The sequence below is a fragment of the Cellulomonas sp. C5510 genome, assembly GCF_019797765.1.
Taxonomy (GTDB): domain Bacteria; phylum Actinomycetota; class Actinomycetes; order Actinomycetales; family Cellulomonadaceae; genus Cellulomonas.
This window is the reverse complement of the sequence record NZ_CP081862.1, coordinates 1,444,465-1,468,084: the sequence shown is the minus strand read 5'-3', so window position 1 is coordinate 1,468,084 and position 23,620 is coordinate 1,444,465. Positions and strand designations below refer to the sequence as shown.

23 protein-coding genes are annotated in these 23,620 nt (G+C 74.5%); 13 read left to right on the top strand and 10 right to left on the bottom strand.

Annotated features, from left to right (window positions below; all coding sequences use genetic code 11):
- Positions 1-72: 72 nt before the first annotated feature.
- From K5O09_RS06700 to cofD, 3 genes are read left to right on the top strand one after another with little or no spacing between them, the layout of a single operon-like run.
- The gene (locus K5O09_RS06700; RefSeq protein WP_255596308.1) at positions 73-1,095 is read left to right on the top strand and encodes a putative F420-0 ABC transporter permease subunit; all 1,023 of its coding nucleotides are present in this window, start codon (positions 73-75) and stop codon (positions 1,093-1,095) included.
- On the top strand, positions 1,086-1,895 hold the full coding sequence (locus tag K5O09_RS06695) for a putative F420-0 ABC transporter ATP-binding protein (protein ID WP_222171995.1): 810 nt from the start codon (positions 1,086-1,088) through the stop codon (positions 1,893-1,895). Before K5O09_RS06700 ends, K5O09_RS06695 begins: the two co-directional genes overlap by 10 nt.
- Positions 1,892-2,875 (top strand): 2-phospho-L-lactate transferase, encoded by a 984-nt coding sequence (gene cofD, locus K5O09_RS06690; protein WP_222171994.1) that lies wholly within the window; start codon positions 1,892-1,894, stop codon positions 2,873-2,875. Before K5O09_RS06695 ends, cofD begins: the two co-directional genes overlap by 4 nt.
- A gap of 59 nt (positions 2,876-2,934) precedes the next feature.
- On the opposite strand, the gene cofC is transcribed toward cofD, so the two are convergent.
- Positions 2,935-3,615, bottom strand: coding sequence for a 2-phospho-L-lactate guanylyltransferase (cofC, locus tag K5O09_RS06685; RefSeq protein WP_222171993.1), 681 nt, complete (start codon positions 3,613-3,615; stop codon positions 2,935-2,937).
- A gap of 96 nt (positions 3,616-3,711) precedes the next feature.
- Positions 3,712-4,077 carry an iron chaperone gene (locus K5O09_RS06680; RefSeq protein WP_222171992.1) on the bottom strand — a complete coding sequence of 122 codons (366 nt, stop codon included), beginning with the start codon at positions 4,075-4,077 and terminating at the stop codon, positions 3,712-3,714.
- A gap of 187 nt (positions 4,078-4,264) precedes the next feature.
- On the opposite strand from K5O09_RS06680, the gene K5O09_RS06675 reads away from it, so the two are divergent.
- The 4 genes from K5O09_RS06675 (at position 4,265) to K5O09_RS06660 (ending at position 6,652) form a co-directional block, all read left to right on the top strand.
- Entirely contained in the window at positions 4,265-4,483 is a 219-nt protein-coding gene (locus K5O09_RS06675) for a hypothetical protein (protein WP_222171991.1), read from the top strand.
- Positions 4,484-4,566: 83 nt separating this feature from the next.
- Entirely contained in the window at positions 4,567-5,139 is a 573-nt protein-coding gene (locus tag K5O09_RS06670) for an HhH-GPD-type base excision DNA repair protein (protein WP_222171990.1), read from the top strand.
- A gap of 255 nt (positions 5,140-5,394) precedes the next feature.
- The gene (locus K5O09_RS06665; protein ID WP_222171989.1) at positions 5,395-5,766 is read left to right on the top strand and encodes a YbjQ family protein; all 372 of its coding nucleotides are present in this window, start codon (positions 5,395-5,397) and stop codon (positions 5,764-5,766) included.
- A gap of 52 nt (positions 5,767-5,818) precedes the next feature.
- Positions 5,819-6,652, top strand: coding sequence for a cyclopropane-fatty-acyl-phospholipid synthase family protein (locus K5O09_RS06660; protein ID WP_255596178.1), 834 nt, complete (start codon positions 5,819-5,821; stop codon positions 6,650-6,652).
- Positions 6,653-6,776: 124 nt separating this feature from the next.
- Here the strand turns inward: K5O09_RS06660 and K5O09_RS06655 are convergent, their stop codons facing one another.
- The 3 genes from K5O09_RS06655 to K5O09_RS06645 form a co-directional block, all read right to left on the bottom strand.
- On the bottom strand, positions 6,777-7,592 hold the full coding sequence (locus K5O09_RS06655; RefSeq protein WP_222171988.1) for a coenzyme F420-0:L-glutamate ligase: 816 nt from the start codon (positions 7,590-7,592) through the stop codon (positions 6,777-6,779).
- 2 nt (positions 7,593-7,594) lie between these two features.
- Positions 7,595-8,614, bottom strand: a complete 1,020-nt coding sequence (locus K5O09_RS06650) for a TIGR03557 family F420-dependent LLM class oxidoreductase (RefSeq protein ID WP_255596177.1) — start codon at positions 8,612-8,614, stop codon at positions 7,595-7,597.
- A 107-nt stretch (positions 8,615-8,721) separates the two neighbouring features.
- Entirely contained in the window at positions 8,722-9,570 is an 849-nt protein-coding gene (locus K5O09_RS06645) for a LysR family transcriptional regulator (protein ID WP_222171987.1), read from the bottom strand.
- A gap of 190 nt (positions 9,571-9,760) precedes the next feature.
- Between K5O09_RS06645 and K5O09_RS06640 the strand changes: the two genes are divergently transcribed.
- The 6 genes from K5O09_RS06640 (at position 9,761) to K5O09_RS06615 (ending at position 18,691) form a co-directional block, all read left to right on the top strand.
- Complete coding sequence (locus K5O09_RS06640) at positions 9,761-11,224, top strand: MFS transporter (RefSeq protein ID WP_255596176.1); 1,464 nt, start codon at positions 9,761-9,763, stop codon at positions 11,222-11,224.
- Between the two features lie 223 nt (positions 11,225-11,447).
- On the top strand, positions 11,448-14,153 hold the full coding sequence (gene valS / locus K5O09_RS06635) for a valine--tRNA ligase (RefSeq protein ID WP_222171986.1): 2,706 nt from the start codon (positions 11,448-11,450) through the stop codon (positions 14,151-14,153).
- A gap of 183 nt (positions 14,154-14,336) precedes the next feature.
- A complete protein-coding gene (locus tag K5O09_RS06630) occupies positions 14,337-15,152 on the top strand; it encodes a transporter substrate-binding domain-containing protein (protein ID WP_222171985.1) in 816 nt (271 codons plus the stop codon).
- Between the two features lies 1 nt (position 15,153).
- Positions 15,154-15,996, top strand: coding sequence for an amino acid ABC transporter permease (locus tag K5O09_RS06625; protein ID WP_255596175.1), 843 nt, complete (start codon positions 15,154-15,156; stop codon positions 15,994-15,996).
- Positions 15,993-16,766 (top strand): amino acid ABC transporter ATP-binding protein, encoded by a 774-nt coding sequence (locus K5O09_RS06620; RefSeq protein ID WP_222171984.1) that lies wholly within the window; start codon positions 15,993-15,995, stop codon positions 16,764-16,766. Before K5O09_RS06625 ends, K5O09_RS06620 begins: the two co-directional genes overlap by 4 nt.
- Before the next feature lie 113 nt (positions 16,767-16,879).
- Positions 16,880-18,691, top strand: coding sequence for a long-chain fatty acid--CoA ligase (locus tag K5O09_RS06615; RefSeq protein ID WP_222171983.1), 1,812 nt, complete (start codon positions 16,880-16,882; stop codon positions 18,689-18,691).
- 49 nt (positions 18,692-18,740) lie between these two features.
- On the opposite strand, the gene K5O09_RS06610 is transcribed toward K5O09_RS06615, so the two are convergent.
- The 5 genes from K5O09_RS06610 to K5O09_RS06590 all read right to left on the bottom strand — a co-directional run bounded on the left by K5O09_RS06610 (position 18,741) and on the right by K5O09_RS06590 (position 23,392).
- Positions 18,741-19,943, bottom strand: a complete 1,203-nt coding sequence (locus K5O09_RS06610; protein ID WP_222171982.1) for a hypothetical protein — start codon at positions 19,941-19,943, stop codon at positions 18,741-18,743.
- A gap of 167 nt (positions 19,944-20,110) precedes the next feature.
- Positions 20,111-20,446 carry a chorismate mutase gene (locus K5O09_RS06605; RefSeq protein WP_222171981.1) on the bottom strand — a complete coding sequence of 112 codons (336 nt, stop codon included), beginning with the start codon at positions 20,444-20,446 and terminating at the stop codon, positions 20,111-20,113.
- A gap of 31 nt (positions 20,447-20,477) precedes the next feature.
- The gene (gene clpX, locus K5O09_RS06600) at positions 20,478-21,764 is read right to left on the bottom strand and encodes an ATP-dependent Clp protease ATP-binding subunit ClpX (protein WP_222171980.1); all 1,287 of its coding nucleotides are present in this window, start codon (positions 21,762-21,764) and stop codon (positions 20,478-20,480) included.
- Between the two features lie 262 nt (positions 21,765-22,026).
- Positions 22,027-22,731, bottom strand: a complete 705-nt coding sequence (locus K5O09_RS06595) for an ATP-dependent Clp protease proteolytic subunit (RefSeq protein ID WP_304518607.1) — start codon at positions 22,729-22,731, stop codon at positions 22,027-22,029.
- A gap of 40 nt (positions 22,732-22,771) precedes the next feature.
- Positions 22,772-23,392, bottom strand: a complete 621-nt coding sequence (locus K5O09_RS06590) for an ATP-dependent Clp protease proteolytic subunit (protein WP_222171979.1) — start codon at positions 23,390-23,392, stop codon at positions 22,772-22,774.
- Positions 23,393-23,620: the final 228 nt, after the last annotated feature.

The following is a 23,620-nucleotide window of genomic DNA, read 5'->3' as shown; positions in this document are numbered from 1 at the left end:
CGCGCCGCGCCCGCCCCACCCGCCTCCGGGCCGGGCCGGTCCGCCGCGCCGCCGACCGGCCGGGCCCGGCGCCTGCCGCTGCTGCCGGTGCTCGGCGTCGGCCTGCTGCTGCTCGTGGCGACGGTGCTGGTGTGCGTCACGATCGGGCCGGCGGACATCGCGGTGCCGGACGTCGCCCGGAGCATCGCCGGGCACCTCGGGCTCAGCCCGGCCGCGGGCGCGGACGGCGGCGTGCCGGTGCTGACGGACGCGATCGTGTGGGACCTGCGGCTGCCGCGCGTCCTCACGGGGGCGGCGGTCGGCGCCGGGCTGGCGCTGGCGGGCGCGGTCATGCAGTCGCTGACCCGCAACCCGCTGGCCGACCCCTACCTGCTCGGCCTGTCGTCGGGGGCCTCGCTCGGCGCGGTGGCGGTGCTGGTGGTCGGAGTGGGTCTGCTGCTGCCGGTCGCGGCGTTCGCGGGGGCGCTCGCCGCGCTGGTCGCGACGCTGAGCCTGGCGCGCGTCGGTGGCGTGCTGACGCCGGGGCGCGCGGTGCTGGCCGGCCTCGCGGTGTCGCAGCTCGCGGCCGCGGGGACGTCGTTCGTCATCTTCTGGTCGGCGACCGGCGACTCCTACCGGGAGATCCTCAACTGGCTGCTGGGGTCGCTGGCAGGGTCGACGTGGCAGTCGGTCACGATCGCCGGCGTGGCGCTGCTCGCGGTCGGGACCGTGCTGGTCGCGTCGGCGATCCGGCTGGACGCGTTCGCGTTCGGCGACACGGCGGCTGCGGCGCTCGGCATCGACGTCGACCGCACCCGGTGGACCCTGATGACGCTCGTCGCGCTGCTGACCGGCGCGATGGTCGCGGTCAGCGGGTCCATCGGGTTCGTCGGGCTGGTGCTGCCGCACGCGGTGTCGGCGCTGACCGGGCCCGCGCACCGCCGGCTGCTGCCGGTCGCCGCCGTCACGGGCGCGATCTTCCTGGTGTGGGCCGACACGGGCGCGCGGACGCTGTTCGACCCGCGCGAGCTGCCGGTCGGCATCGTGACCGCGCTGATCGGGGTGCCGGTCTTCGCGGTGCTGCTGCGACGCGGGAGGGGCAGCGCGTGGACGTGAGCATCGCGGGCGTCGGCGTCCGGCTGGGCGGCCGCTGGGTGGTGGACGGCGTGGACGCCACTCCCCCGCCCGGGGCGCTGACCGGCCTGCTCGGCCCCAACGGCGCGGGCAAGACGACCCTGCTGCGTCTCGTCGCCGGGCTGCTGGACCCCGAGGCCGGCGCCGTGCTGGTCGACGACGCGCCGGTGCATGCCCTCGGCCGTCGGGAGCGCGCGCGCCGCATCGCGCTGCTGGAGCAGGAGTCGTCGTCGACGGTGCCGCTGGCCGTGCGGGAGGTCGTCGCGCTCGGCCGCATCCCCTACCGCACGCTGTGGGGCGCGGACGCCGACGAGCAGGCCGTCGACCGGGCGCTGGCCGCCGCGGACGCCGCGCACCTGGCGGACCGGCCGTGGTCGGCGCTGTCGGGCGGCGAGCGGCAGCGGGTGCACATCGCGCGGGCGCTGGCCCAGGAGCCCGACCTGCTGCTGCTCGACGAGCCCACCAACCACCTGGACGTCAGCGCGCAGCTGTCGCTGCTGGCGTTCGTCCGCGACCTCGGCCGGACCACCGTGGCCGCCCTGCACGACCTCAACCTGGCGGCCGCCTACTGCGCGCACGTCCTCGTGCTCGCGGAGGGCCGGCTGGTCGCGGCCGGCGACCCCCGCGACGTGCTCACCGCGGACCTGGTGCGCCGGGTGTACGGCGTCGACGCCGAGGTGATGACCCACCCGCGCACGGGCCGCCCCGTCATCGCGTTCGGCGACGCGGGCCCCGACACCCCCGCCGAGCGCCCGCTCGCCCCCGTCGAAGGAGCCCGATGAAGGTCACCGTCCTGTCCGGCGGCGTCGGGGGCGCCCGGTTCACCCGGGGGCTGCTGGCCCTGCTCGACGACGACGCCGACGTCACCGTCGTCGCGAACACCGGCGACGACATGTGGCTGCACGGCGTGCGGGTCTGCCCCGACCTCGACACGCTCATGTACACCCTGGGCGGCGCCGTCCACGAGGAGCAGGGCTGGGGCCGGCGCGACGAGTCGTCACGCGTGTCGGCGGACCTCGCCGCCTACGACGTCGGCTGGGAGTGGTTCACGCTCGGCGACCTGGACCTCGCGACGCACCTCGCCCGCACGCAGTGGCTGCGCGAGGGGCTGACGCTGTCGCAGGCGACGGAGCGGCTGTGCCGGCGCTGGGGCCTGGCCGCGCAGGGTGTCCGGCTGCTGCCCATGGCCGACGAGCCGGTGGAGACGCACGTCCGCGTCGCGGGCGGCGACCTGCTGCACTTCGAGGAGTGGTGGGTGCGGCACCGGGCCGCGCTGCCGGCGACCGCGTTCGTCCAGGTGGGCCTCGAGTCCGCGGCGCCGGCGCCCGGCGTGCTGGAGGCGGTGCGGGACGCGGACGTCGTCGTCGTGCCGCCGTCGAACCCCGTGGTCTCGGTCGGCACGATCCTCGCCGTCCCGGGCGTCCGCGACGCGCTGGCGACGACGCCGGCGCCGGTCGTCGGGGTGTCGCCGATCATCGGCGGTGCGCCGGTGCGCGGCATGGCGGCCGAGTGCCTCGCGACGATCGGCGTCGACGCGACCGCGGAGGCCGTCGCCCGGCACTACGGCTTGCGGGGCGGTGCGCTCGGAGCCGATGGGACGCCCGGGGTGCTCGACGCCTGGCTGCTCGACACGGCGGACGAGGACGCGGTCGGGCGGCTCCGGGCGAGCGGCTGGCGGGCAGCCGCCGCGGACACCCTCATGCGGGACGTGCCGGCGACCGCCCGGATCGCCGCCGCCGCGCTGGCGCTGGTCGGGCGCTGACGCGGTGACCCCCGCCGGGACCGGACGCCGCGCGACCGCCCGGTGACCTGCAGCGCCGCTCAGTCCAGCGGCAGCGGCGCCAGGCGGCGCAGCAGCGCGCCCGTCCGGCCCTCGACGCCGCGCGCGGCCAGCGCCGCGAGGTCGGCCGGCACGTCGACGTCGTGGCGCAGGGCGGACCCCGCCGGCACGTCGAGCACCACGTGCCCGGCCGCGGCGTGCGCGGCGGCCGACCCGCCGCCGAACCGCGGCTCCACCCCGGCGCCCGGGGCCGCTGTGAGCAGCGTCGTCCCCGTGCCGTCCGCGTCCGGCAGCACCGCGAGGGGGTGGGCCTCGGCGTCCCCGAGCACGGCGTCCAGCTCGGCGGGGTCGAGCCCCGGCAGGTCGCCCAGGAGCACGCCGGCGTGCGCCGTCGGCGCCTCGGCGCGCGCGGCGGCCACCCCTGCGGCGACGGCCCGGTTCAGCGCGTGCCAGCCGCCGGGCGGGTCGGCGGCACCGGCCGCCGGCTCGGGCAGCACCCGGACCCGCCGCAGCGCGCCGGCCGCGGCGGTGACCTCGGGGTCCGCGGTGACGACCACCACCCGGGCGACGCGTGGCGCCGCGAGCACGGCGTCCACCGTGTCGAGCGCCATCGCCCGCACCAGGGCCGCGCGGGCGCCGGGCTCCAGGACGTCCGCGAGGCGCGACTTGCCGCGGCGCGCGTCCTTCACGGGCACGACGACCACCCACCGACCGACCAGCACGCAGGCACCCTACGCGCCCGCGGCGCCGCCACCGTCCGGAGGCTCCGACGGCGACCCGCGCCGGTCGGGACGGCCTGACCGGACGCCCGGGCGGGCTCAGCCCCGCGGCCGGTCCAGCGCCGCGTCGATCTCGGCCCGCCGCCCCCGCACGAGCGCGTCCACCGCACCGTCCGGTAGCGGCCGGTCGACCGTGAACCGGATCCCGCCCTTGGTCGCGTCGAACCCGTCGAGCGTCGCCAGCACCGCCGCCGTGACCTCCGCGCTGAACGGGTACGCCGTGCAGCCGCGCGACCCGGTCACCACCGCGATCAGGGGCCGCCCGCGGTACCGGTAGGCCGCCAACCCGTAGGACCGGCCCTCCTCGACCTCCGGGACCGCCGCGCGGACCCGGTCGAGCAGCCGCCCGACCACCTCGCGCTCGGCACCCTCCAGCGTCGCCAGGTACTCCGTCACCTCGCCCACCCGTCGCTCCCTCCGTCGGTGCGTCCCGACGATCCTCCTCGTCGGAGCCGCCGCTGCCCAGCAGGTGCCCACCCGCCTCGCCGTGCGACGCGTCTCACCCGGACGGGCGCTGCACCGCCCGCGACGCCGGCCGATGGGAGAGGCGGAAGCGCACGCACCGGGCGGGCACGCGACGGGAGGTGGGGACGTGGGCCGACGCCAGCGCGCGATGTCCGTGCTCACCCTCGCCGGCTGCCTGGCGGGCATCGTCGCGATCCCCCTGGGGTGGGGTGCGCACGAGCCGCCGCGGTTCTGCCGCACGGCCGCCGAGTGCCCGGACCTGCACTGGCCCGCCGGCACCGTCGTCCCCGCGTCCGGCGGCGCGCTGCCGGACGACGCGGACGCCGCCGCGGCGACACGACCCTGACGCGCCCGGCCTCCGGACCCGTCGCCACCGGGCGCGGGCACCGCAGCCACGGCCCCGTCCGACCCAGGTGCGACGATGAGCGCATGACGCTCTGGCTCACCGGCGACCCCGAGGCGGACCGCCTGCTCGACGCGGACCCGTTCGCGCTCCTGACCGGCATGCTCCTCGACCAGCAGGTCACGATGGAGTCGGCCTTCGCCGGCCCGGCGAAGATCGCCGCACGCATGGGCGGCTTCGACGTCCACCGCATCGCGGAGGCCGACCCCGACGAGTTCGCCGCGCTGTGCGCCACGCCGCCGGCGGTGCACCGGTTCCCCGGGTCGATGGCGGGGCGCATCCAGGCGGTCGCGCGGGCCGTCGTGGACGCGTACGACGGCGACGTCACCCGGCTGTGGACCGACGGCGACCCTGACGGCGCCACGGTGCTGAAGCGCCTGACGGCGTTGCCGGGCTTCGGCGACCAGAAGGCCCGCATATTCCTGGCCCTGCTCGGCAAGCAGCGCGGTGTCGAACCGACGGGCTGGCGGGAAGCCGCCGGCGCGTACGGGGACGACGTGCCGCGCTCGATCGCGGACGTGCGCGACCAGGTCACGCTCGGGAAGGTCCGCGAGACGAAGAAGGCCGCGAAGGCAGCCGCGCGCGCAGCCCGGGCGTGAGCGACGGCGCGGGGTCGGGCGGCCCGCGCCCTCGAGATCGGCTGGTCGTCGAGACCGCCCGCGCGTCCCGCTGCCACGGCCTCCGCGAGGCCTCGCGCTGATCGGATCCGTTCGGGTGCGCGTCCCACCGCGCAGGGGTGCGATCGGATCCGTTCGGGCAGACGGACCACCCCGGGCCTCGCGCCCGGCGTGCTGGCGACCCGGCAGCCCCGCGTGCCGGCGCGACCTGCCCGGCCCGCGTGGCAGCATCGGAGCATGATCGTGGTGACGAGCAACGAGATCCCCGGCTACCGCATCCAGGCCGTGCTGGGCGAGGTCATGGGCCTGACGGTCCGGTCGACGAACATCGGCCAGAGCTTCACGGCCGGGTTCCGGTCGATCGGCGGCGGCGAGATCCCCGAGTTCACGAAGATCATGTACGACAGCCGCCACGAGGTGATGCGGCGCATGACGGAGGAGGCGGCGCAGCGCGGCGCGAACGCGATCGTCGCGATGCGGTTCGACACCGACTCCATCGGGCAGTTCTCCGAGGTGTGCGCCTACGGCACCGCGGTGATCGCCGAGCCGATCCCGGCCGGTGAGCCGGGCGCGACCGGCCAGTCGGCGCAGATCGCCGCGCAGGGCTGACCCGGCCCGAATCCCGTGGCGCGGTGGGCGCCGGGTCCGCCACGCTGACCCCGTGCCGACCGACCTCGCCGCCGCGACCGCCCGCCCGGAGCCCTTCGCCCCGGGTGACGGCCCGTTCTGGGACGACCCGTACATCGCGACGCAGCTGCTCGCGGCCCACCTGGACCCGTCGCACGACGCCGCGAGCCGCCGCCCCGCGGAGCTCGACCGCACGGTCGCGCACCTCACCGCGCTGGGGCTCGCCCGTCCCGGCGCGCGCGTGCTGGACCTGGGGTGCGGCCCCGGCCTGATCGCGCAGCGCCTGGCCGCCCTCGGGTGCCGGGTGACGGGCGTGGACCTCAGCGCCGGCTCCCTGGCCCACGCGCGCCGCGCGGCCGACGCCGCGGGCCTGGAGATCGAGTACCGGCAGCAGGACTTCCGGACGCTCGACGAGCCCGGTCGGTTCGACCTGGTGCTCCAGGCGTACGGGGAGCTCTCGACGTTCCCCGACGACGTCCGCGACGACGTGCTGGGCCGGGCCCGCGCCGCGCTGGCCCCGGGCGGGGCGCTGGTGCTCGACGTCTCCACCCCCGCGCAGGCGGGCACCGGCCCGCAGGACGAGTGGGCCGTCGCGGACGGCGGGCTCTGGCGTCCCGGGCGGCACCTCGTCCTGGCGCGCACGCACCGCTACCCCGGAGACGTGCGGTGCCGGCAGTACACCGTCGCGACCGGGGCCGACGACGTCACGACGTACCGCATGTGGTTCCGCGACTACGTCCCGCAGACGCTCACCCCGGTGCTCGCCGGCGCCGGCCTGCGGGTCGACGCGCACTGGGCGTCGCTGTCCGGCGATCCCTGGCACGCGGACGCGGAGTGGCTGGCGGTGCTCGCGCGACCGGCGGGGTGACCGGGCACCACCGACAGGACGTCCCACGCCCCGGCGGACGCCTGGGGTCGCTCGACACCGAGACCGTGTCCGCCCTCGACGACGCGCTGCTGCTCCACCTCGCGCTCGCCTGACGCCGCGCGCGTCAGCGCTCCGTCGCGTCCTTCCAGCCGCGGGCGTAGGCCTCGGCGGTGCCCTCGGCGAACATGTCGTCCGGCCCGACCCGCACGAGCGCCCGCGCACCCGGCCCGTCCTCGTCCGTGACCGCGTGGGCCATCCCCCGCACGACCGCGACCGGCCGGCCGGTGGCCTTGCCCTTGACCAGCTCGGCGGCCGCGGCGATCTCGTCCGCGAGCGCCGCGACGCTGACCTGCAGGGTGCGGCCGTGCGTGTCGGTGGTGCCGCGCAGGTCCTCCAGCACGCGCACGCCGGCGGCGCCGATCGCGATGTCGGTCTGCCCCTGCCGCCACGGCCGCCCGGCGGTGTCGGTCACGAGCACGCCCAGCCGCACGCCGAACCGCTCCGCCAGCGCGGAGCGCAGCACGCGGGCGGTGGCGTCGGGGTCCTCCGGGAGCAGCAGCACCGTGCCCTCGTCGGTGTTCGACGCGTCGACGCCGGCCGCCGCCATGACGAGACCGAGCCGGTTCTCCACGATCCGCGTGACGCCGCCGGGGTGCTCGCGGGTCGCGACGACGCGCACCGTCTCGGCGGTGATCGCCGCCTCGCGGTCGGCGGCCCGCACGACGCGCCCCTCGGCCTTGGACACGATCTTGCTGGTCACGACCACGACGTCCCCGTCCGCGAGCGCCGTCGCGGGCCGGGCGGCCGCGTCCCCCGCGAGCGCGTCGCCCAGCAGCGTCGCCAGGTCGTCCCCGGGACGCACCTCACCGATCCCGGGAACCGCCCAGGCGGTGAGGACGTCCGCGGCGGACGACCGGACGTCGTCGGGCGCACCGGGCACGGTCAGCGCACCAGCTTCGGGAGCACGTCGCGCCCGAACACGTCGATCCACTCGCGCTGGTTGCGGCCCACGTTGTGCAGGTAGACGCGGTCGAAGCCGAGGTCGACGTACTTCTGGATCTCCGCGCGGTGCACGTCGGGGTCGGCGGAGATGACCATGCGGCCCTCGAAGTCCTCCGGGCGCACCAGCTTGGCCATCTGGGCGAAGTCGAACGGCGAGCGGATGTCACCCTTGGGGAACTTCATGCCGCCGTTCGGCCACTCGACCATGGCGTTCTCCATCGCCTGCTCGTCGGTCTCCGCCCACGACAGGTGGAGCTGCAGCACCTTCGGCAGGTCCTCGGGGTCCCGGCCGGACTCCCGCACGCCCTCGTCGAACTTGCCGAACAGCCCGCTGATCTTCTCCAGCGGGGCCCCGACGGTGATCAGACCGTCCGCGTGGCGGCCCGCCCGCTTGGCGGTGACGGGCCCCGCGGTCGCGACGAGGATCTCCGGCGGGACCTCCGGCATCGTCCACAGCCGCGTCGACTCGAGCTTGTAGAACTGCCCGGCGTGCTTCACGTCCTTGCCGGCCAGCGACGCCGAGAACAGCTTCTTGATGATGTCGATCGCCTCGAACATCCGGTTGATGCGCTCCGGCGCCTCCGGCCAGTACTGCGCCGTGATGTGCTCGTTCAGCGCCTCGCCGGACCCCAGGCCCAGCCAGTGCCGTCCCGGGTACATCGCCGCGAGCGTCGCCGACGCCTGCGCCACCATCGCCGGGTGCCACCGGAACGTCGGCGCGGTGACGCCCGGCCCCATGTCGCCGGTCGTGCGCTCGCCGAGCGCGGCCAGCACGTTCCAGACGAACGCGGAGTGCCCCTGCTGCGGGACCCACGGCTGGAAGTGGTCGGCGGCCATCGTCCCGAGGAACCCCTGGGACTCGGCGTACGCGGACAGCTCCACGGCCTCCGTCGGATGGAACTGCTCCAGCATCGCCGCGTACCCCACCTGCAGGCCGTCGGCCACCACACCCTGTGCCACGAACGCTCTCCCTCGTGCCGGTCCGCCCGCGCTGCCACGGGTCCTCGTCGAGCCTAACCAGCGTCGATGACGGCAGTATTTCCGGCGACCCGGAGCGGCCGGCGCGGTCAGCGCGGTGCGTGCCCGAGGATCGCCGACGTGAGCGCCTCGATCGGCTCCCGCGGCGACCGCGGGTTCGCGACGAGGGTGATGTCGACGTCGCCGAGGTCCGGCAGGCCCAGCGCCGCCGCGGGGAGCTGCACCAGGTCGTCCGGCAGCAGGCTCTGCGGCAGCACCGCGATGCCGAGTCCGGCCCGCAGCGCGGCGAGCACGCCGTTGACCTCGACGACCTTGCACGTGGTCCGCCAGGGGCGTCCCGCCTCGGTGAGCGCCCGGACGGCGGCCTGCCGGGTGAGCGAGGCACCCTGGTAGGTGATGAGCGGCACGGGGGCGTCGGCCTCGACCGCCGTGCCCGGGACCGCCACCCACACGAGCCGGTCCCGGCGCACGAGCTGGCCGTCGGACTGCCCGGTCGCCTCCTTGATGTAGACGAGGTCGAGCTGGCCCGCGTGCAGCCGGCGGTGCAGGGTGCCGCTCTGCGCCACGGTGAGCTCCAGGTTGATCCGCGGGTGCAGGCGCCGGAAGTCGCGCAGCACGCGCGGGAGCTGGGCGAGCGCCAGGTCGTCCGCCGCGCCGAACCGCAGCCGGCCGTGCATCGCCGACCCGGTGAAGTAGCGCGTCGCCTCGTCGTGCGCCGCGAGGATCGTCCGGGCGAACGTCGCCATCGCCTGCCCGTCGTCGGTCAGCTGCACGCCGCGGGTGTCGCGGTCGAGCAGCCGGCGGCCCGCGGCGTCCTCGAGCTTGCGGACGTGCTGGCTGACCGTGGGCTGCGACAGGGACAGCCGGGCTGCGGCGCGCGTGAAGTTCAACGTCTCGGAAACGGCGAGGAAAGTGCGGAGCTGGTCGGGGTCAAACACGGCTGCCCTCCCGGTCTCAGGCGGTGCCGCTGACCTGCGGCGCCACCACCACATCATCACAGAACGTGATCACAGTCATTCCCGTCATCACCTCTGAAAATCGACCCTCCGGACGTAGGCTGGAGCCACCCCGACGCGTCCGCAACGCTTCCGCACCCACACCGCCGCACCACCTCAGCTAGGAACACCTGTGCCCTCGGCCCGCCGCCCGTCCTCGTCCCCGACCCGCACCCGCCGCCCCTCCCCCCGCGCCGGCCGCGCACCGCAGGCCGACCGCACCGCCCCCGCGTCCTCCGCGACCTCCAGCCGGCCCCGCCGGACCCTGCACCGGCCGCGCCTCGCCCTGCACCGTCGGCCCGTTCCCGTCGCCGTCGACGGCCCGCGCCCCCGCAACGCCACGCTCGCCGCGCTCGGCGTCCGGAACTTCCGGCTCTACGTCTCCTCGCAGGTGCTCACCAACACCTGCGGCTGGGCGGCCCGCGTCGCCCAGGACTGGCTCGTGCTGACCCTGACCGGCTCGGCCGCGCTGGTGGGGCTGACGGTGACGCTGCAGTTCGTCCCGATGCTGCTGCTCGGCCTGGTCGGCGGGGTCGTCGCCGACCGCTACCCCCGGCGCCGCGTGCTCATGGTCACCCAGTCGGTGTTCGGCCTGTCCACGCTGGCCGTGGGCGTGCTCGCGCTGTCCGGTCACGTCCAGGCGTGGCACGTGCTCGTCGCCGCGTTCGTCAGCGGTCTCGCGACCGTGTTCGACAACCCCGCGCGTCAGGCGTTCGTGCACGAGGTCGCCGGCCCGCAGCACCTGCGGCAGGCGATCAGCGTCAACTCCGCGGTGTTCCAGCTCGGCGGGCTGGTCGGCCCGGCGGTCGCCGGCGGGCTCATCAGCGCGGTCGGCGAGGGCTGGACGTTCCTGCTCAACGCCGTCGCGTGCCTCGTCGCCGTCGCACTGCTCGCCGTGATGCGCACCTCCGAGCTCACGGCCGCCCCGGTGGTCGCACGCGCCAAGGGCCAGCTCCGCGAGGGCCTCGCGTACGTCCGCCGGACGCCGCGCATCCTGTGGTCGGTCGTGCTCGTCGGCTTCGTGGCCGTCACCGGCGTCAACATGGCCACCGTGCTCGCCGCGTACACCGACCAGGTGTTCCACACCGACGCCGGTGGCTACGCGCTGCTGACGTCGATGCTCGCGGTCGGTGCGCTCACCGGCGCGCTGCTGTCCACCCGACGCCGAGGCAGCCGCATCACCCACCTCGTCGTGCTCGCGGGGGCCGTCGGCGTGCTGCAGCTGCTCGCGGCCGCCGCGCCGAGCCGGCCGGTGTTCGTCGCCGTGCTCATCGCGATGGGCGTCGCCACGCTGCTGTACCTCACGGGCTCGAACACCCTGGTGCAGACGACGGTCGCCCCGCACGTCCGCGGCCGCGTCATGGCGCTGTACGTCCTGGTGCTGCTCGGCGCGCAGGCCGTGTCCGGGACGCTCATCGGCTGGGTGTGCGAGCACCTCGGCGCGCGGGCCGGCATGGTCGCGTGCGGCGTCGGGCCGCTGCTCGGCGCGGTCGTCGTCGGCCTCGCCCTGGCCCGGCGCAGCGAGGGCGGCACCCGCGCGACGTTCCACCGCTTCACCCACCGCCCGACCCCGGCCCCGGCCCCGGCCGCCGCCTAACACCCCCACCCCCCGCGCCCCGCGCCCCGCCCCTCCCCCTCCCCGCGAGTTCGGCAGTCCGCGTGCGAGTTCGGCAGTCCGAGCTGCCGAACTCGACTGGGAGTGCCGAACTCGCGGGACGCGGAGCGGCGGACGCGGCGCGGAGCGGCGGGGCGCGGCCGTCCGCGCGGGGCCGCGGCGGGGCGGTCGGGCGGGGTGTTCGGATCTGGGAAGATGGGTGACCATGACCGATCTGTCCCCCGCCTCGACCGCCGCCGACCCCTCGACGACCGCCGCCGCGGCCGTACGCGCGGTCCGCGAGGTACCGGACCGGGTGTCCCTCGACGGCGTCGAGGCCCGCTGGGACGGCGCCTGGACGGAGCAGGGCACGTACGCGTTCGACCGGTCCGCGACGCGCGAGCAGGTGTTCTCGATCGACACGCCGCCGCCGACGGTCTCCGGCTCCCTGCACGTCGGCCACGTCTTCTCGTACACGCACACCGACGTCGTCGCGCGGTTCCGCCGGATGCGGGGCGCCGAGGTGTTCTACCCGATGGGCTGGGACGACAACGGCCTGCCCACCGAGCGCCGCGTGCAGAACTACTTCGGCGTGCGCTGCGACCCGTCGCTGCCGTACGACCCGGACTTCGAGCCGCCGCACGTCGGCGGTGAGGGCAAGAGCGTCAAGGCCGCCGACCAGGTGCCGGTGAGCCGCCGCAACTTCGTCGAGCTGTGCGAGCGCCTGACCGTCGAGGACGAGCAGCAGTTCGAGGCGCTGTGGCGCCGCCTGGGCCTGTCCGTCGACTGGGGCATGACGTACCAGACGATCAGCGCCGAGGCCCGCGCGGTCGCGCAGCAGGCGTTCCTGCGGAACCTGTCGCGCGGCGAGGCGTACCAGGCCGAGGCCCCCGGGCTGTGGGACGTGACGTTCCAGACCGCGGTCGCGCAGGCCGAGCTGGAGGCCCGCCCGTACCCGGGCGCGTTCCACCGGGTGGCGTTCCACCGCGCGGGCGCCGAGCCGGTGCACATCGAGACCACCCGCCCCGAGCTCCTCCCGGCGTGCGTCGCGCTGATCGCCCACCCGGACGACGAGCGCTACCAGCACCTGTTCGGCACGACGGTGACCAGCCCGCTGTTCGGCGTCGAGGTGCCCGTGCTGGCGCACCCGGCCGCCGAGCCCGACAAGGGCGCCGGCATCGCGATGTGCTGCACGTTCGGCGACCTGACCGACGTGCAGTGGTGGCGCGAGCTGCAGCTCCCGACTCGCTCGGTGATCGGCCGTGACGGCCGGCTGCTGCGCGAGGTCCCGGAGTGGGTGACGTCGCCCGAGGGCCGCGCCCGCTACGAGGAGATCGCCGGCAAGACGACGTTCTCGGCGCGCGAGGCCGTCGTGGCCGGGCTGCGCGCGTCGGGCGACCTGGACGGCGAGCCGCAGAAGACCGACCGCATGGCGAACTTCTTCGAGAAGGGCGACAAGCCGCTCGAGATCGTCACGTCCCGCCAGTGGTACATCCGCAACGGCGGCCGCGACGAGTCGCTGCGTGCCGAGCTGCTGCAGCGCGGCCAGGAGCTCGGGTTCCACCCGGACTTCATGCGCGTGCGGTACGAGAACTGGGTCGGCGGCCTCAACGGCGACTGGCTGATCTCGCGCCAGCGGTTCTTCGGCGTGCCGTTCCCCGTCTGGTACGCGCTGGACGCGGACGGCGAGCCGGACTACGACCACCCGCTGCTGCCGTCGGAGGACCAGCTCCCGGTCGACCCGTCCTCGGACGTCCCCGCCGGCTACACGGCGGAGCAGCGGGGCGTGCCGGGCGGCTTCGTCGGCGACCCGGACATCATGGATACGTGGGCGACGTCGTCGCTGACCCCGCAGATCGCGGGCGGCTGGCGCTCCGACCCGGACCTGTTCGCTCGGGTGTTCCCGATGGACCTGCGCCCCCAGGGCCAGGACATCATCCGGACCTGGCTGTTCTCGACGGTGGTCCGCTCGCACCTGGAGCACGGCTCGCTGCCGTGGGCGGACGCGGCGATCAGCGGCTGGATCCTCGACCCCGACCGCAAGAAGATGTCGAAGTCCAAGGGCAACGTCGTCACCCCGATGGGCCTGCTCGAGGAGCACGGCTCCGACGCGGTCCGCTACTGGGCGGCGAGCGCCCGCCTGGGCACGGACGCGGCGTTCGAGGTCGGCCAGATGAAGATCGGCCGCCGCCTGGCCATCAAGGTGCTGAACGCGTCCAAGTTCGCGCTGTCGTTCGGCCCCGCCGAGCAGGGCGCGTCCGCGCTGGACGCCTCCCTCGTGACGGACCCGCTGGACCGGGCGATGCTCGCGGGGCTGGCGGATGTGGTGGACCGCGCGACGGCCGCGCTGGAGGCGTACGACCACACGCGTGCGCTGGAGCTCACGGAGACGTTCTTCTGGACGTTCTGCGACGACTACCTGGAGCTGGTCAAGGACCGCGCGTACGGAGCGGGCGCGGGCGCGGCGGACGTGACGCCGGAGACGGCGTCGGCGCGTGCCGCGCTGAGCCTCGCGCTCGACGTGATGCTGCGGCTGTTCGCCCCGGTGCTGCCGTTCGCGACCGAGGAGGTCTGGTCGTGGTGGCGCGAGGGCTCGGTGCACCGCGCGCCGTGGCCGGTCGCGGAGCCGCTGCGCGCGGCAGCGGGCGACGGCGACCCGGCGGTCGTCGGCGCGGCGGGTGCCGCCCTGGCGGCGCTGCGCAAGGTGAAGTCCGAGGCGAAGGTCTCGATGCGCACGGAGATCCTGCGGGCGCGCCTCGAGGTCCCGGCCTCGCTGCTGCCGGGCGTGCAGGTGGCGCTGGGGGACGTCCGCGCGGCGGGCCGCGTGACCGGCCCGCTCGACGTGGTCGAGGTCCCGGACTCCGCCGACGCGGCGGTCGTCGCCCGGGACGCCGAGCTCCTGCCGCCGGAGCCGAAGCAGCCCACGGCCTGAGAGCCCCCGGGCGCTGCCCGGGCGGACGACCACCTCGGGCGCCGCCGGGGCGGCCGGCGCGGTCGCCCCGGCGGCGCCTGGGGCCCCTGGGTGGGACTCTGGTCCCGGGACGACGCGTTGTGCATACGTATCGTCTGCGACGTATAGTCTTGCGGCCGGTTTTCCACACGAGGAGTAGTTCCGATGCGCACCCGTCATCTCGCCGCCCTGCCCGCCGCCGTCGCCGCGGCCCTCCTGCTCGCCGCGTGCGGCGGCGGGGACTCCGAGGGCTCCGGCGACGCCACCGAGGGCGGTGTCGACCTGGTGCAGGCCGGGACGCTCACCGTCTGCACCAACCCGCCGTTCGAGCCCTTCGAGTTCGAGGAGGACGGCACCGTCGTCGGCCTCGACATGGACATCGTCGGGGAGGTCGCGAAGGACCTGGGCGTCACGCTGACCCCGCGCGTGTCCCCGTTCGAGGGCATCCAGTCCGGCGCCGACCTGAACAGCGGCAACTGCGACGTGGTCGCCTCCGGCATCACGATCACCGAGGAGCGCCAGGGGAAGTTCGACTTCTCGGAGCCGTACTTCGACGCCGACCAGGGCCTGCTGGTCCCGGAGGGCTCGGACCTCAGCACCGTCGAGGACCTCGAGGGCAAGCAGATCGCCGTGCAGCAGGCGACGACGGGCGAGGCCTGGGTCACCGACAACGGGCTCACCCCGATCCAGTTCCAGGACCTCGGGCTGCAGATCCAGGCGCTCAAGACCGGCCAGGTCGACGCCGCCGTCAACGACATCGCCGTGCTCGGCCCGTTCGTCTCCGAGGGCTTCGAGGTCGCGGCGACGTTCCCGACCGGCGAGCAGTACGGCATCGGCGTGAAGAAGGGCAACACCGCCCTGCTCGACGCCGTGAACGCCACGCTCGACCGCATCCGCGAGGACGGCACGTACGACGCGATCTACACCGACCGGATCGGCGTCGCGCCGTCGGGCGACGCGTCGGCCTCCGCGGGCAGCTGAGGTGACGACCACGCCCGCACCGGCACCGGGGCAGATCTCCTCGCCCCGGCGCCGGTGGAGCCCGCGCCGCCGCGCCCGCGTGGTGCGCGGCGTCCAGTACGCCGTGGCCGTGGCGGTCCTGGCCGCCGTCGCGCTGGCGGTCGACTGGTCGGCCGTCGGGGACAACTTCTTCAACTGGGAGACCGTGCGGCAGATCGCCCCGACGATCCCGCAGGCGTTCCTCAACACGGTGCAGTACACGCTCGCGGGGTTCGCGGTGGGCCTGTCGCTCGGGACCGCCCTCGCGCTCATGCGCCTGTCCTCCGTGCGGGTCTACCGCTGGGTCGCCACGGCCTACATCGAGTTCTTCCGCGGCATCCCGGCGCTGCTCGTCGTCATCTCGTTCGGGTACGCCGTGCCGCTGGCCTTCGGCATCCAGCTCGGGTCGGTGACGCTCAAGGCCGCGCTGGCGCTCGGCATGGTGTCGGCCGCGTACATCGCCGAGACGCTGCGCGCCGGCCTGCAGGCGGTGCCGCGCGGGCAGGTCGAGGCGGCGCGGTCGCTCGGCATGTCGCACGGGCGGACCCTGCGCAGCGTCGTCGTGCCGCAGGCGTTCCGCATCGTGCTGCCGCCCATGACGAACGAGTTCATCCTGCTGACGAAGGACACCTCGCTGGTGTTCCTGCTCGGCCTGGCGACGGACCAGTTCGACCTCACGCGCATCGGGCAGAACGCCCTCAACACCGCCCAGGGCGGGCTCACGCCGCTGTTCCTCATCGGCGCCTGCTACCTGCTCATCACCCTGCCGCTCGGGCAGCTCGCCCGGTACCTGGAGAAGCGCACCGGCGCGAGGAGCCGCTCATGACCACCGACTCCCCCGTCGTCCGCATCGCCGGGCTGCACAAGTCCTTCGGCGAGCGCGAAGTGCTCACCGGCATCGACCTGGACGTCCACGCCGGCGAGGTGGTGTGCGTCATCGGGCCGTCCGGCTCCGGCAAGTCGACGCTGCTGCGCTGCGTGAACCTCCTGGAGCAGCCCACGGCCGGCCGCATCGACGTGCTGGGCGTCGACGTCACCGACCCCGACGTCGACATCGACCGGGTCCGGACGCACGTCGGCATGGTGTTCCAGCAGTTCAACCTGTTCAGCCACAAGACGGTGCTGGAGAACTGCACGATGGCGCAGCGGCAGGTGCTCCGGCGCCCCGCGGCCGAGGCCGAGCGCATCGCCCGGGCGAACCTCGAGCGGGTCGGTCTCGGCGACCGCGCCGACGCCCACCCCGCGCAGCTCTCGGGCGGCCAGCAGCAGCGGGTGGCGATCGCCCGGGCGCTGTCCATGGACCCGCAGCTCATGCTGTTCGACGAGCCCACGTCCGCGCTGGACCCGGAGCTGGTCGGCGACGTGCTGGCGGTGATGCGGGACCTCGCCGACGGCGGCATGACGATGATGGTCGTCACGCACGAGATGGCGTTCGCCCGCGAGGTCGGCGACCGGGTGGTGTTCATGGACGGCGGCGTCGTCGTCGAGCAGGGCCCGGCGGACCAGGTCATCGGCGCCCCCACGGAGCCGCGGACGCAGGCGTTCCTGCAGCGGGTGCTCGACCCGACGCACGCGAGCGGCTCCGGCGCGGCCTGAGCGGACCGGGTGTGCCGGGGCCGGGCTGCCGCGCCGATAGCATGACGGACCGGCCGGACGTCGCGGTGGACCGCGGCGACCTCGTGGCCCCCACCCGTCGACCAGGAGCACCGATGCGCGAGTTCAGCGCCGACACCCCCGTCCCGCACGACCCCGCCCTGAACGTCCCGGGGCTGCTGCTGCGGCGCCTCGAGCGCGGGGCGTCGAGCGTCGTCATCGAGCGGTCCACCGGGCTGGGTGGGTCCTGGGCACCCGTCACCGTGGCGGAGTTCGTCTCGGAGGTCACGGCGCTGGCCAAGGGACTGGTCGCGCGCGGGCTCGAGCCGGGCGACCGTGTGGCGATCATGTCCCGCACCCGCTACGAGTGGACCCTGACCGACTTCGCCGTGTGGTTCGCGGGCGGCGTGGGCGTGCCGGTGTACGAGACCTCGTCCGCCGAGCAGGTCGAGTGGATCCTGTCGAACTCCGGGGCGTCGCTCGCCGTCGTCGAGTCCGCCGCGCACGCCGCCGTCGTCGGCCAGGTCCGCAACGCCGTGCCGGCACTGCGGGACGTCTTCGTCATCGACGAAGGCGGCCTCGCGCAGCTCGTCGCGGGCGGTTCCGACGTGGCCGACGCGGAGATCGAGCGCCGCCGCTCCCTCGCGAGCGCGGACGACCTCGCGACCATCATCTACACCTCCGGCACCACCGGCCGCCCGAAGGGCGTCGAGCTGTCGCACGGCAACTTCGTCGACAACGCCCGCAACGGCGTCGCCGCGCTCGCCGAGGTCTGCGCCACCCCGGGCTCGCGCACCCTGCTGTTCATGCCGCTGGCGCACGTGTTCGCGCGGTTCATCCAGATGGTCGCGATCGAGGCGGGCTCCCCGCTCGGCCACACGCCGGACACCCGGAACCTGCTCGCCGACTTCGCGTCGTTCCGTCCGACGTACATCCTCGCGGTACCGCGGGTGTTCGAGAAGGTCTACAACTCCGCGGAGCAGAAGGCCGGCCACGGGTTCCGGCTCAAGATGTTCCGCTGGGCGGCGAAGGTCTCCATCACCTACTCGCGCGCCCTCGACACGCCGGCCGGCCCGTCCGCGCAGCTCCGCGCGGCCCACACCGTGGCGACGGCGCTCGTGCTGCGCAAGCTCAAGGACGCCATGGGTGGCGCGCTGCGGTACGCCATCTCGGGCGGCGCGCCGCTCGGCGAGCGCCTCGGCCACTACTACCGCGGGCTCGGCCTCGTGGTGCTGGAGGGCTACGGGCTGACCGAGACGACGGCGCCCTCCAGCGTGAACCGGCCCGGGCTCATCAAGATCGGCACCGTCGGCCCCGCGTACCCGGGCACGTCACTGCGCGTCGACGACGAGGGCAACGTGTACGCCAAGGGTCCGCACGTGTTCCGCGGGTACCACGACAACGCCGAGGCCACGGCGGAGGTGCTGCGGGACGGCTGGTTCGCGACGGGCGACATCGGCATGCTCGACGACGACGGCTACCTGCGGCTGACCGGGCGGGCCAAGGAGCTCATCGTCACCGCGGGCGGCAAGAACGTCGCGCCCGCCGTGCTGGAGGACCGGTTCCGCGGCCACCCGCTGGTCAGCCAGGTCGTCGTCGTCGGGGACGGACGGCCCTTCATCGGCGCCCTCGTCACGCTGGACGCCGACATGCTCCCGGGCTGGCTGTCCATGCACGGCCTGCCCCCGATGGACGTCCGCGCCGCCGCCCGGCACCCCCAGGTGCTCGCCGCGCTCGACCGCGCCGCCGCCCGGGCCAACGAGGCCGTCTCCCGCGCCGAGTCCATCCGCAAGGTGCGGGTGCTCGACGGCGACTTCACGGAGGCCAACGGCTACCTCACGCCGTCGCTCAAGGTGAAGCGCGCCCTCGTGCTGAAGGACTTCGCCGCGGACGTCGAGGAGCTGTACGTGGACACGCGCGCGAAGTGAGCCGCGAGGGCGGCGTCCGACCCCTGCCGGCCACCGCCCTCGCGTGCGGTCACACCACCCGGTGCAGCCGGCGCTGGTCCTCTGACGACGCGGGCACCGACTCGCTCGGCGTGGAGTCGTCGTTCCACCGCAGCACCGCGCCGACGCCGTCGACCAGCTCCACCTGGCCGTCGAGCGCGATCGTCAGGCCCGCGTCCTGCCCGAGCGCGGCACGCAGCAGCGCGACGTCCGCCGGCATGCGCCGGATGCCCGACGTCACGCCGATGCCCTCCAGGTCGGCCTCGCGCGACGCGATCTGCAGCGGCTCCGGGCCGACCCAGAGGTGCCGCTCCGCCAGCGACGAGCCGGGCAGCGTGACGTCCTCGTGCAGTACGAGCTCCCGCACCTGGCCGCGCTGCAGCACCGTCACCACGTCGTCCACGGACGTCACTGCCGCTCCCCCGCGCCCCAGCTCCGAGCGGTAGCGGTCCAGGGTGTCCTCCCGCCGCCGCTGCCGGAACGCCTCGAGCGCCTCCGCGACGCGCTGGTGGAACACCTCCTGCTTGACCCCGTCGGCGCGCGAGCCGCCCGGCACCTCCACGACGAGGTCCCGCGTGCGCGGCGCGACGGCGTGGCAGAGCAGCGACACCGCCCGGACGTCGCCCGTCACCAGCACGATCTCCGGCTTCTTCTCGACCACCTGGCGGTCCAGGTCGGCCGCGACGGTCTCGGCGTTGCGCTCCCAGGAGTCCTCGGCGCGCATCTGCACGCGCCGGCTCTTCCAGCCGTCGCCCGTCTCCTTGACCTTGCGCAGCTCGTCGTGGTTGCCCTCGACCGTCTCCTTCTGCGCCGCCTTCAGGCCCGACCCGTCGGACCACGTGAGGTCCGCGCCCTGCCGGTCCACCTCGACCAGCAGGAACCGGGTCGCCTGGTCGGCGGCGCGCACGGCCGGCAGCAGCACCGGCACGTCGTCGAGCACCGCCGTCGACTGCGCCGGCGACTCCTTGAGCACGCGGTCCACGACGACGCCCTCGGCGTCCGCGATCACCACGCGCCCGTGCGGCCCGGCGACCCCGGTCGGACGGGTCACCCGACCCTCGATGTCGTCGAGCACGGCGACGGCCGCACCCGAGCGCTCGAGCTCCTTGCGCAACGCCCGCCAGCGGCCCGCGACCTCCTCATCCCCGGACGCGTCCGCGCGGGTGGCGTCCAGGTGGACCGTCACGAACGGGGCGGGACGGCCGAGCAGGGGCTTGAGCCAGTGCAGTTCCACGAGCGACCTCCGAGGGTTCGGGTGGGTCGGTCCACCGGCGGGGCGCCTGCCGGGCCGCACCGGCCGACCGGTCCTGACCCCTCCCACCCTCTGACAGCCGGGCCGCTCGCGCCACCCCTCGGGCGACCCGCGTCCGCACCGGCCACCGCCGCTGGAGCGCGGCCGCCTCAGAACGTGTCGGACGCCGTGCGCTGCCCGTCCGGGCCGGCGGCGATCGCCTCGTGGTGCCGGATGACCTCCTCGACGATGAACGCGAGGAACTTCTCCGCGAACACCGGGTCGAGGTCGGCTTCCCGGGCGAGGTCCCGCAGGCGGGCGACCTGCTGCGCCTCACGCCCGGGGTCGGACGCGGGCAGCCCCAGACGGGCCTTGAGGACGCCGACCTGCTGGGTGGCCTTGAACCGCTCGGCGAGCAGGTGGATCAGCGCGGCGTCGATGTTGTCGATGCTGCCGCGCAGCCGCGCGAGCTCGGGGGGCGGGGTGCTGGAGGCCGGTGTCGTCACGCCCCCGATCGTAGGGGGCGCGCTGTCGACCTCAGGCGCTCTTCTCGCGGGGCGTGCGCTTGGCCGGGACCTGACGCGGCACCAGGGTGGGGTTGACGTTCTCCAGCACGACCTCGCGGTTCACCACGACGCGCTCGACGTCGTCGCGGCTCGGCACCTCGAACATCACCTGCTGGAGGACCTCCTCCATGATGGCGCGCAGGCCGCGGGCACCGGTGCCCCGCAGCAGCGCCTGGTCCGCGATCGCGTCCACGGCGTCGTCGGTGAACTCGAGCTGCACCCCGTCGATCTCGAACATCCGCTGGTACTGCTTCACCAGGGCGTTGCGCGGCTCGGTGAGGATCTGCACGAGCGCGCCCCTGTCCAGCGGCGAGACCGTCGTGATGACCGGGACGCGGCCGATGAACTCGGGGATCAGCCCGAACTTCAGCAGGTCCTCCGGCATGACGTCGCCGTACACGTCGCGGTCGTCCGCGGTGTGCAGCGGGGCCCCGAAGCCGATCCCCCGGCGCCCGGCGCGCGACGTGATGATCTCGTCCAGCCCGGCGAACGCACCCGCCACGATGAACAGCACGTTCGTCGTGTCGATCTGGATGAACTCCTGGTGCGGGTGCTTGCGGCCGCCCTGCGGCGGGACCGACGCCGTCGTGCCCTCGAGGATCTTCAGCAGCGCCTGCTGCACGCCCTCGCCGGACACGTCCCGCGTGATCGACGGGTTCTCGCTCTTGCGGGCGATCTTGTCGATCTCGTCGATGTAGATGATCCCGGTCTCGGCCTTCTTCACGTCGAAGTCGGCGGCCTGGATGAGCTTGAGCAGGATGTTCTCGACGTCCTCGCCGACGTAGCCCGCCTCCGTGAGGGCCGTGGCGTCCGCGATCGCGAACGGGACGTTGAGCATCCGGGCGAGGGTCTGCGCGAGGTACGTCTTGCCGCAGCCCGTCGGTCCGATCAGCAGGATGTTCGACTTCGCGATCTCGACGGAGTCCTCGGCCTGGGCGGTCCCCACCGTCGGGGTCGCCTCGCCTGCCTGGATCCGCTTGTAGTGGTTGTAGACGGCGACGGCCAGCGACCGCTTCGCGGCGTCCTGACCCACGACGTACTGCTCGAGGAACGCGAAGATCTCCTTCGGCTTGGGGAGCTCCACCATGCCGATCTCGGTGGCCTCCGCCCGCTCCTCCTCCATGATCTCGTTGCAGAGCTCGATGCACTCGTCGCAGATGTAGACGCCCGGACCCGCGATGAGCTTCTTCACCTGCTTCTGCGACTTGCCGCAGAACGAGCACTTGAGAAGGTCCGCGCCGTCCCCGATGCGAGCCACGTGCGTCCCCTTCCCTCGGTTGCGACCGGTGCGGTCGCGTCGTCCTGCGTGTCGTGGTGCGTCTGGCCGTGCCCCGTGCGTGCCGCCGGCCGTCACGGCACCGGCTGCGTCACCGCCATCCGACCATTGCACACCACGGCGGGCGCGGTGTCTCCCCTGCGCGCATCCGGGTCTCGGGCGTGTCGCGCCGACGCCCCCGGGCGGGGTGGCCCGCAGGCCCGCCCCGCCCCGGCTCAGCCGGGTGGGACGGGCCTGCGGGAGGTCACGGCTCGACGGTCGTGGCGGTGACGCCCTTGCGGCTCGCCAGCACCTGGTCGACGATCCCGTACTCGTGCGCCTGCGCGGCGGTGAGGATCTTGTCGCGCTCGATGTCCTGGCGGACCTTCTCCAGCGGCTGGCCGGTGTGGTGCGCGATGGTCTCCTCGAGCCACTCGCGCATCCGGATCAGCTCGTTCGCGTGGATCTCGATGTCGGAGGCCTGGGCGTAGCCGCCGCCCTCCATCGCGGGCTGGTGGATCAGGACGCGGGCGTTCGGCAGCGCGAGCCGCTTGCCCGGCGTGCCGGCCGCCAGCAGCACGGCCGCGGCGGAGGCCGCCTGGCCGAGGCACACCGTCTGGATCTGCGGCTTGATGTACTGCATCGTGTCGTAGATCGCGGTCAGCGCGGTGAACGAGCCGCCGGGCGAGTTGATGTACAGCGTGATGACGCCGTCCGGGTCCGTGGACTCCAGGACCAGGAGCTGGGCCATGATGTCGTCCGCGGAGGCGTCGTCCACCTGCACGCCGAGGAAGATGATGCGGTCCTCGAACAGCTTGGTGTACGGGTCCTGCCGCTTGAAGCCGTACGCGGTGCGCTCCTCGAACTGGGGCAGCACGTAGCGGGACGACGGCGCCAGGGCGGGCGCGGTGCCGCCCCAGCCGCCGGCGAGGCGCCCGGCGCGGGCGATGAACTGCGACTCGGTGCTCACGGGTTCTCCTTCTGCGGGGTCTGTCGGTCGGCGGGGCGCGTCAGGAGGCGGTGCCGCCGCCGCCGGTGACGGCGCCCGCGTGGGTCACGACCTTGTCGACGAACCCGTACTCGAGCGCCTCGGGGGCGGTGAACCAGCGGTCGCGGTCCGAGTCGGCGGTGATCTGCTCGACCGTCTTGCCGGTCTGCTCGGCGATCAGCTCGGCCAGCACGGTCTTCATGTGCAGGATGAGCTGGGCGTTGATGCGGACGTCCGTCGCGGTGCCCCCGATGCCGCCGGACGGCTGGTGCATCATCACTCGGGCGTGCGGGGTGGCGTAGCGCTTGCCCTTCGCGCCGGACGACAGCAGGAACTGCCCCATCGACGCGGCCATGCCCATCGCGACCGTCGCCACGTCCGGCTGGATGTACTGCATGGTGTCGTAGATCGCCATGCCGGCCGTGATCGAGCCGCCGGGCGAGTTGATGTACAGGAAGATGTCCTTCTCGGGGTCCTCCGCCGCGAGCAGCATCATCTGCGCGCAGATGGCGTTCGCGTTCTCGTCGCGGACCTCCGAGCCGAGCCAGATGATCCGCTCCTTGAGGAGCCGGTTGTAGATGGAGTCGTTGAGGCCGAGTCCCCCGGACTCGGCCCGGGCGATCGCCGGCGTCTGGTCGTTCACGAAGGCTCCCTCGTCAGGCTTGGTTGCTTGCGCCCGACCCTAACGCCCGCCCAGGTGCCCGTTCGTCCCGCTGACGCCCCGTTTCGCTGTCGGCGCACCCTCCGCGCGCCCGCCGTCGCCTCCCGCTCGCCCCCCCGCCGAGCTCGGCACTCCCGGTGCGAGTTCGGCAGTCGCAGGTGCCGAACTCGCCTCGGACTGCCGAACTCGCGGGACAGGGTCGGAGCGGAG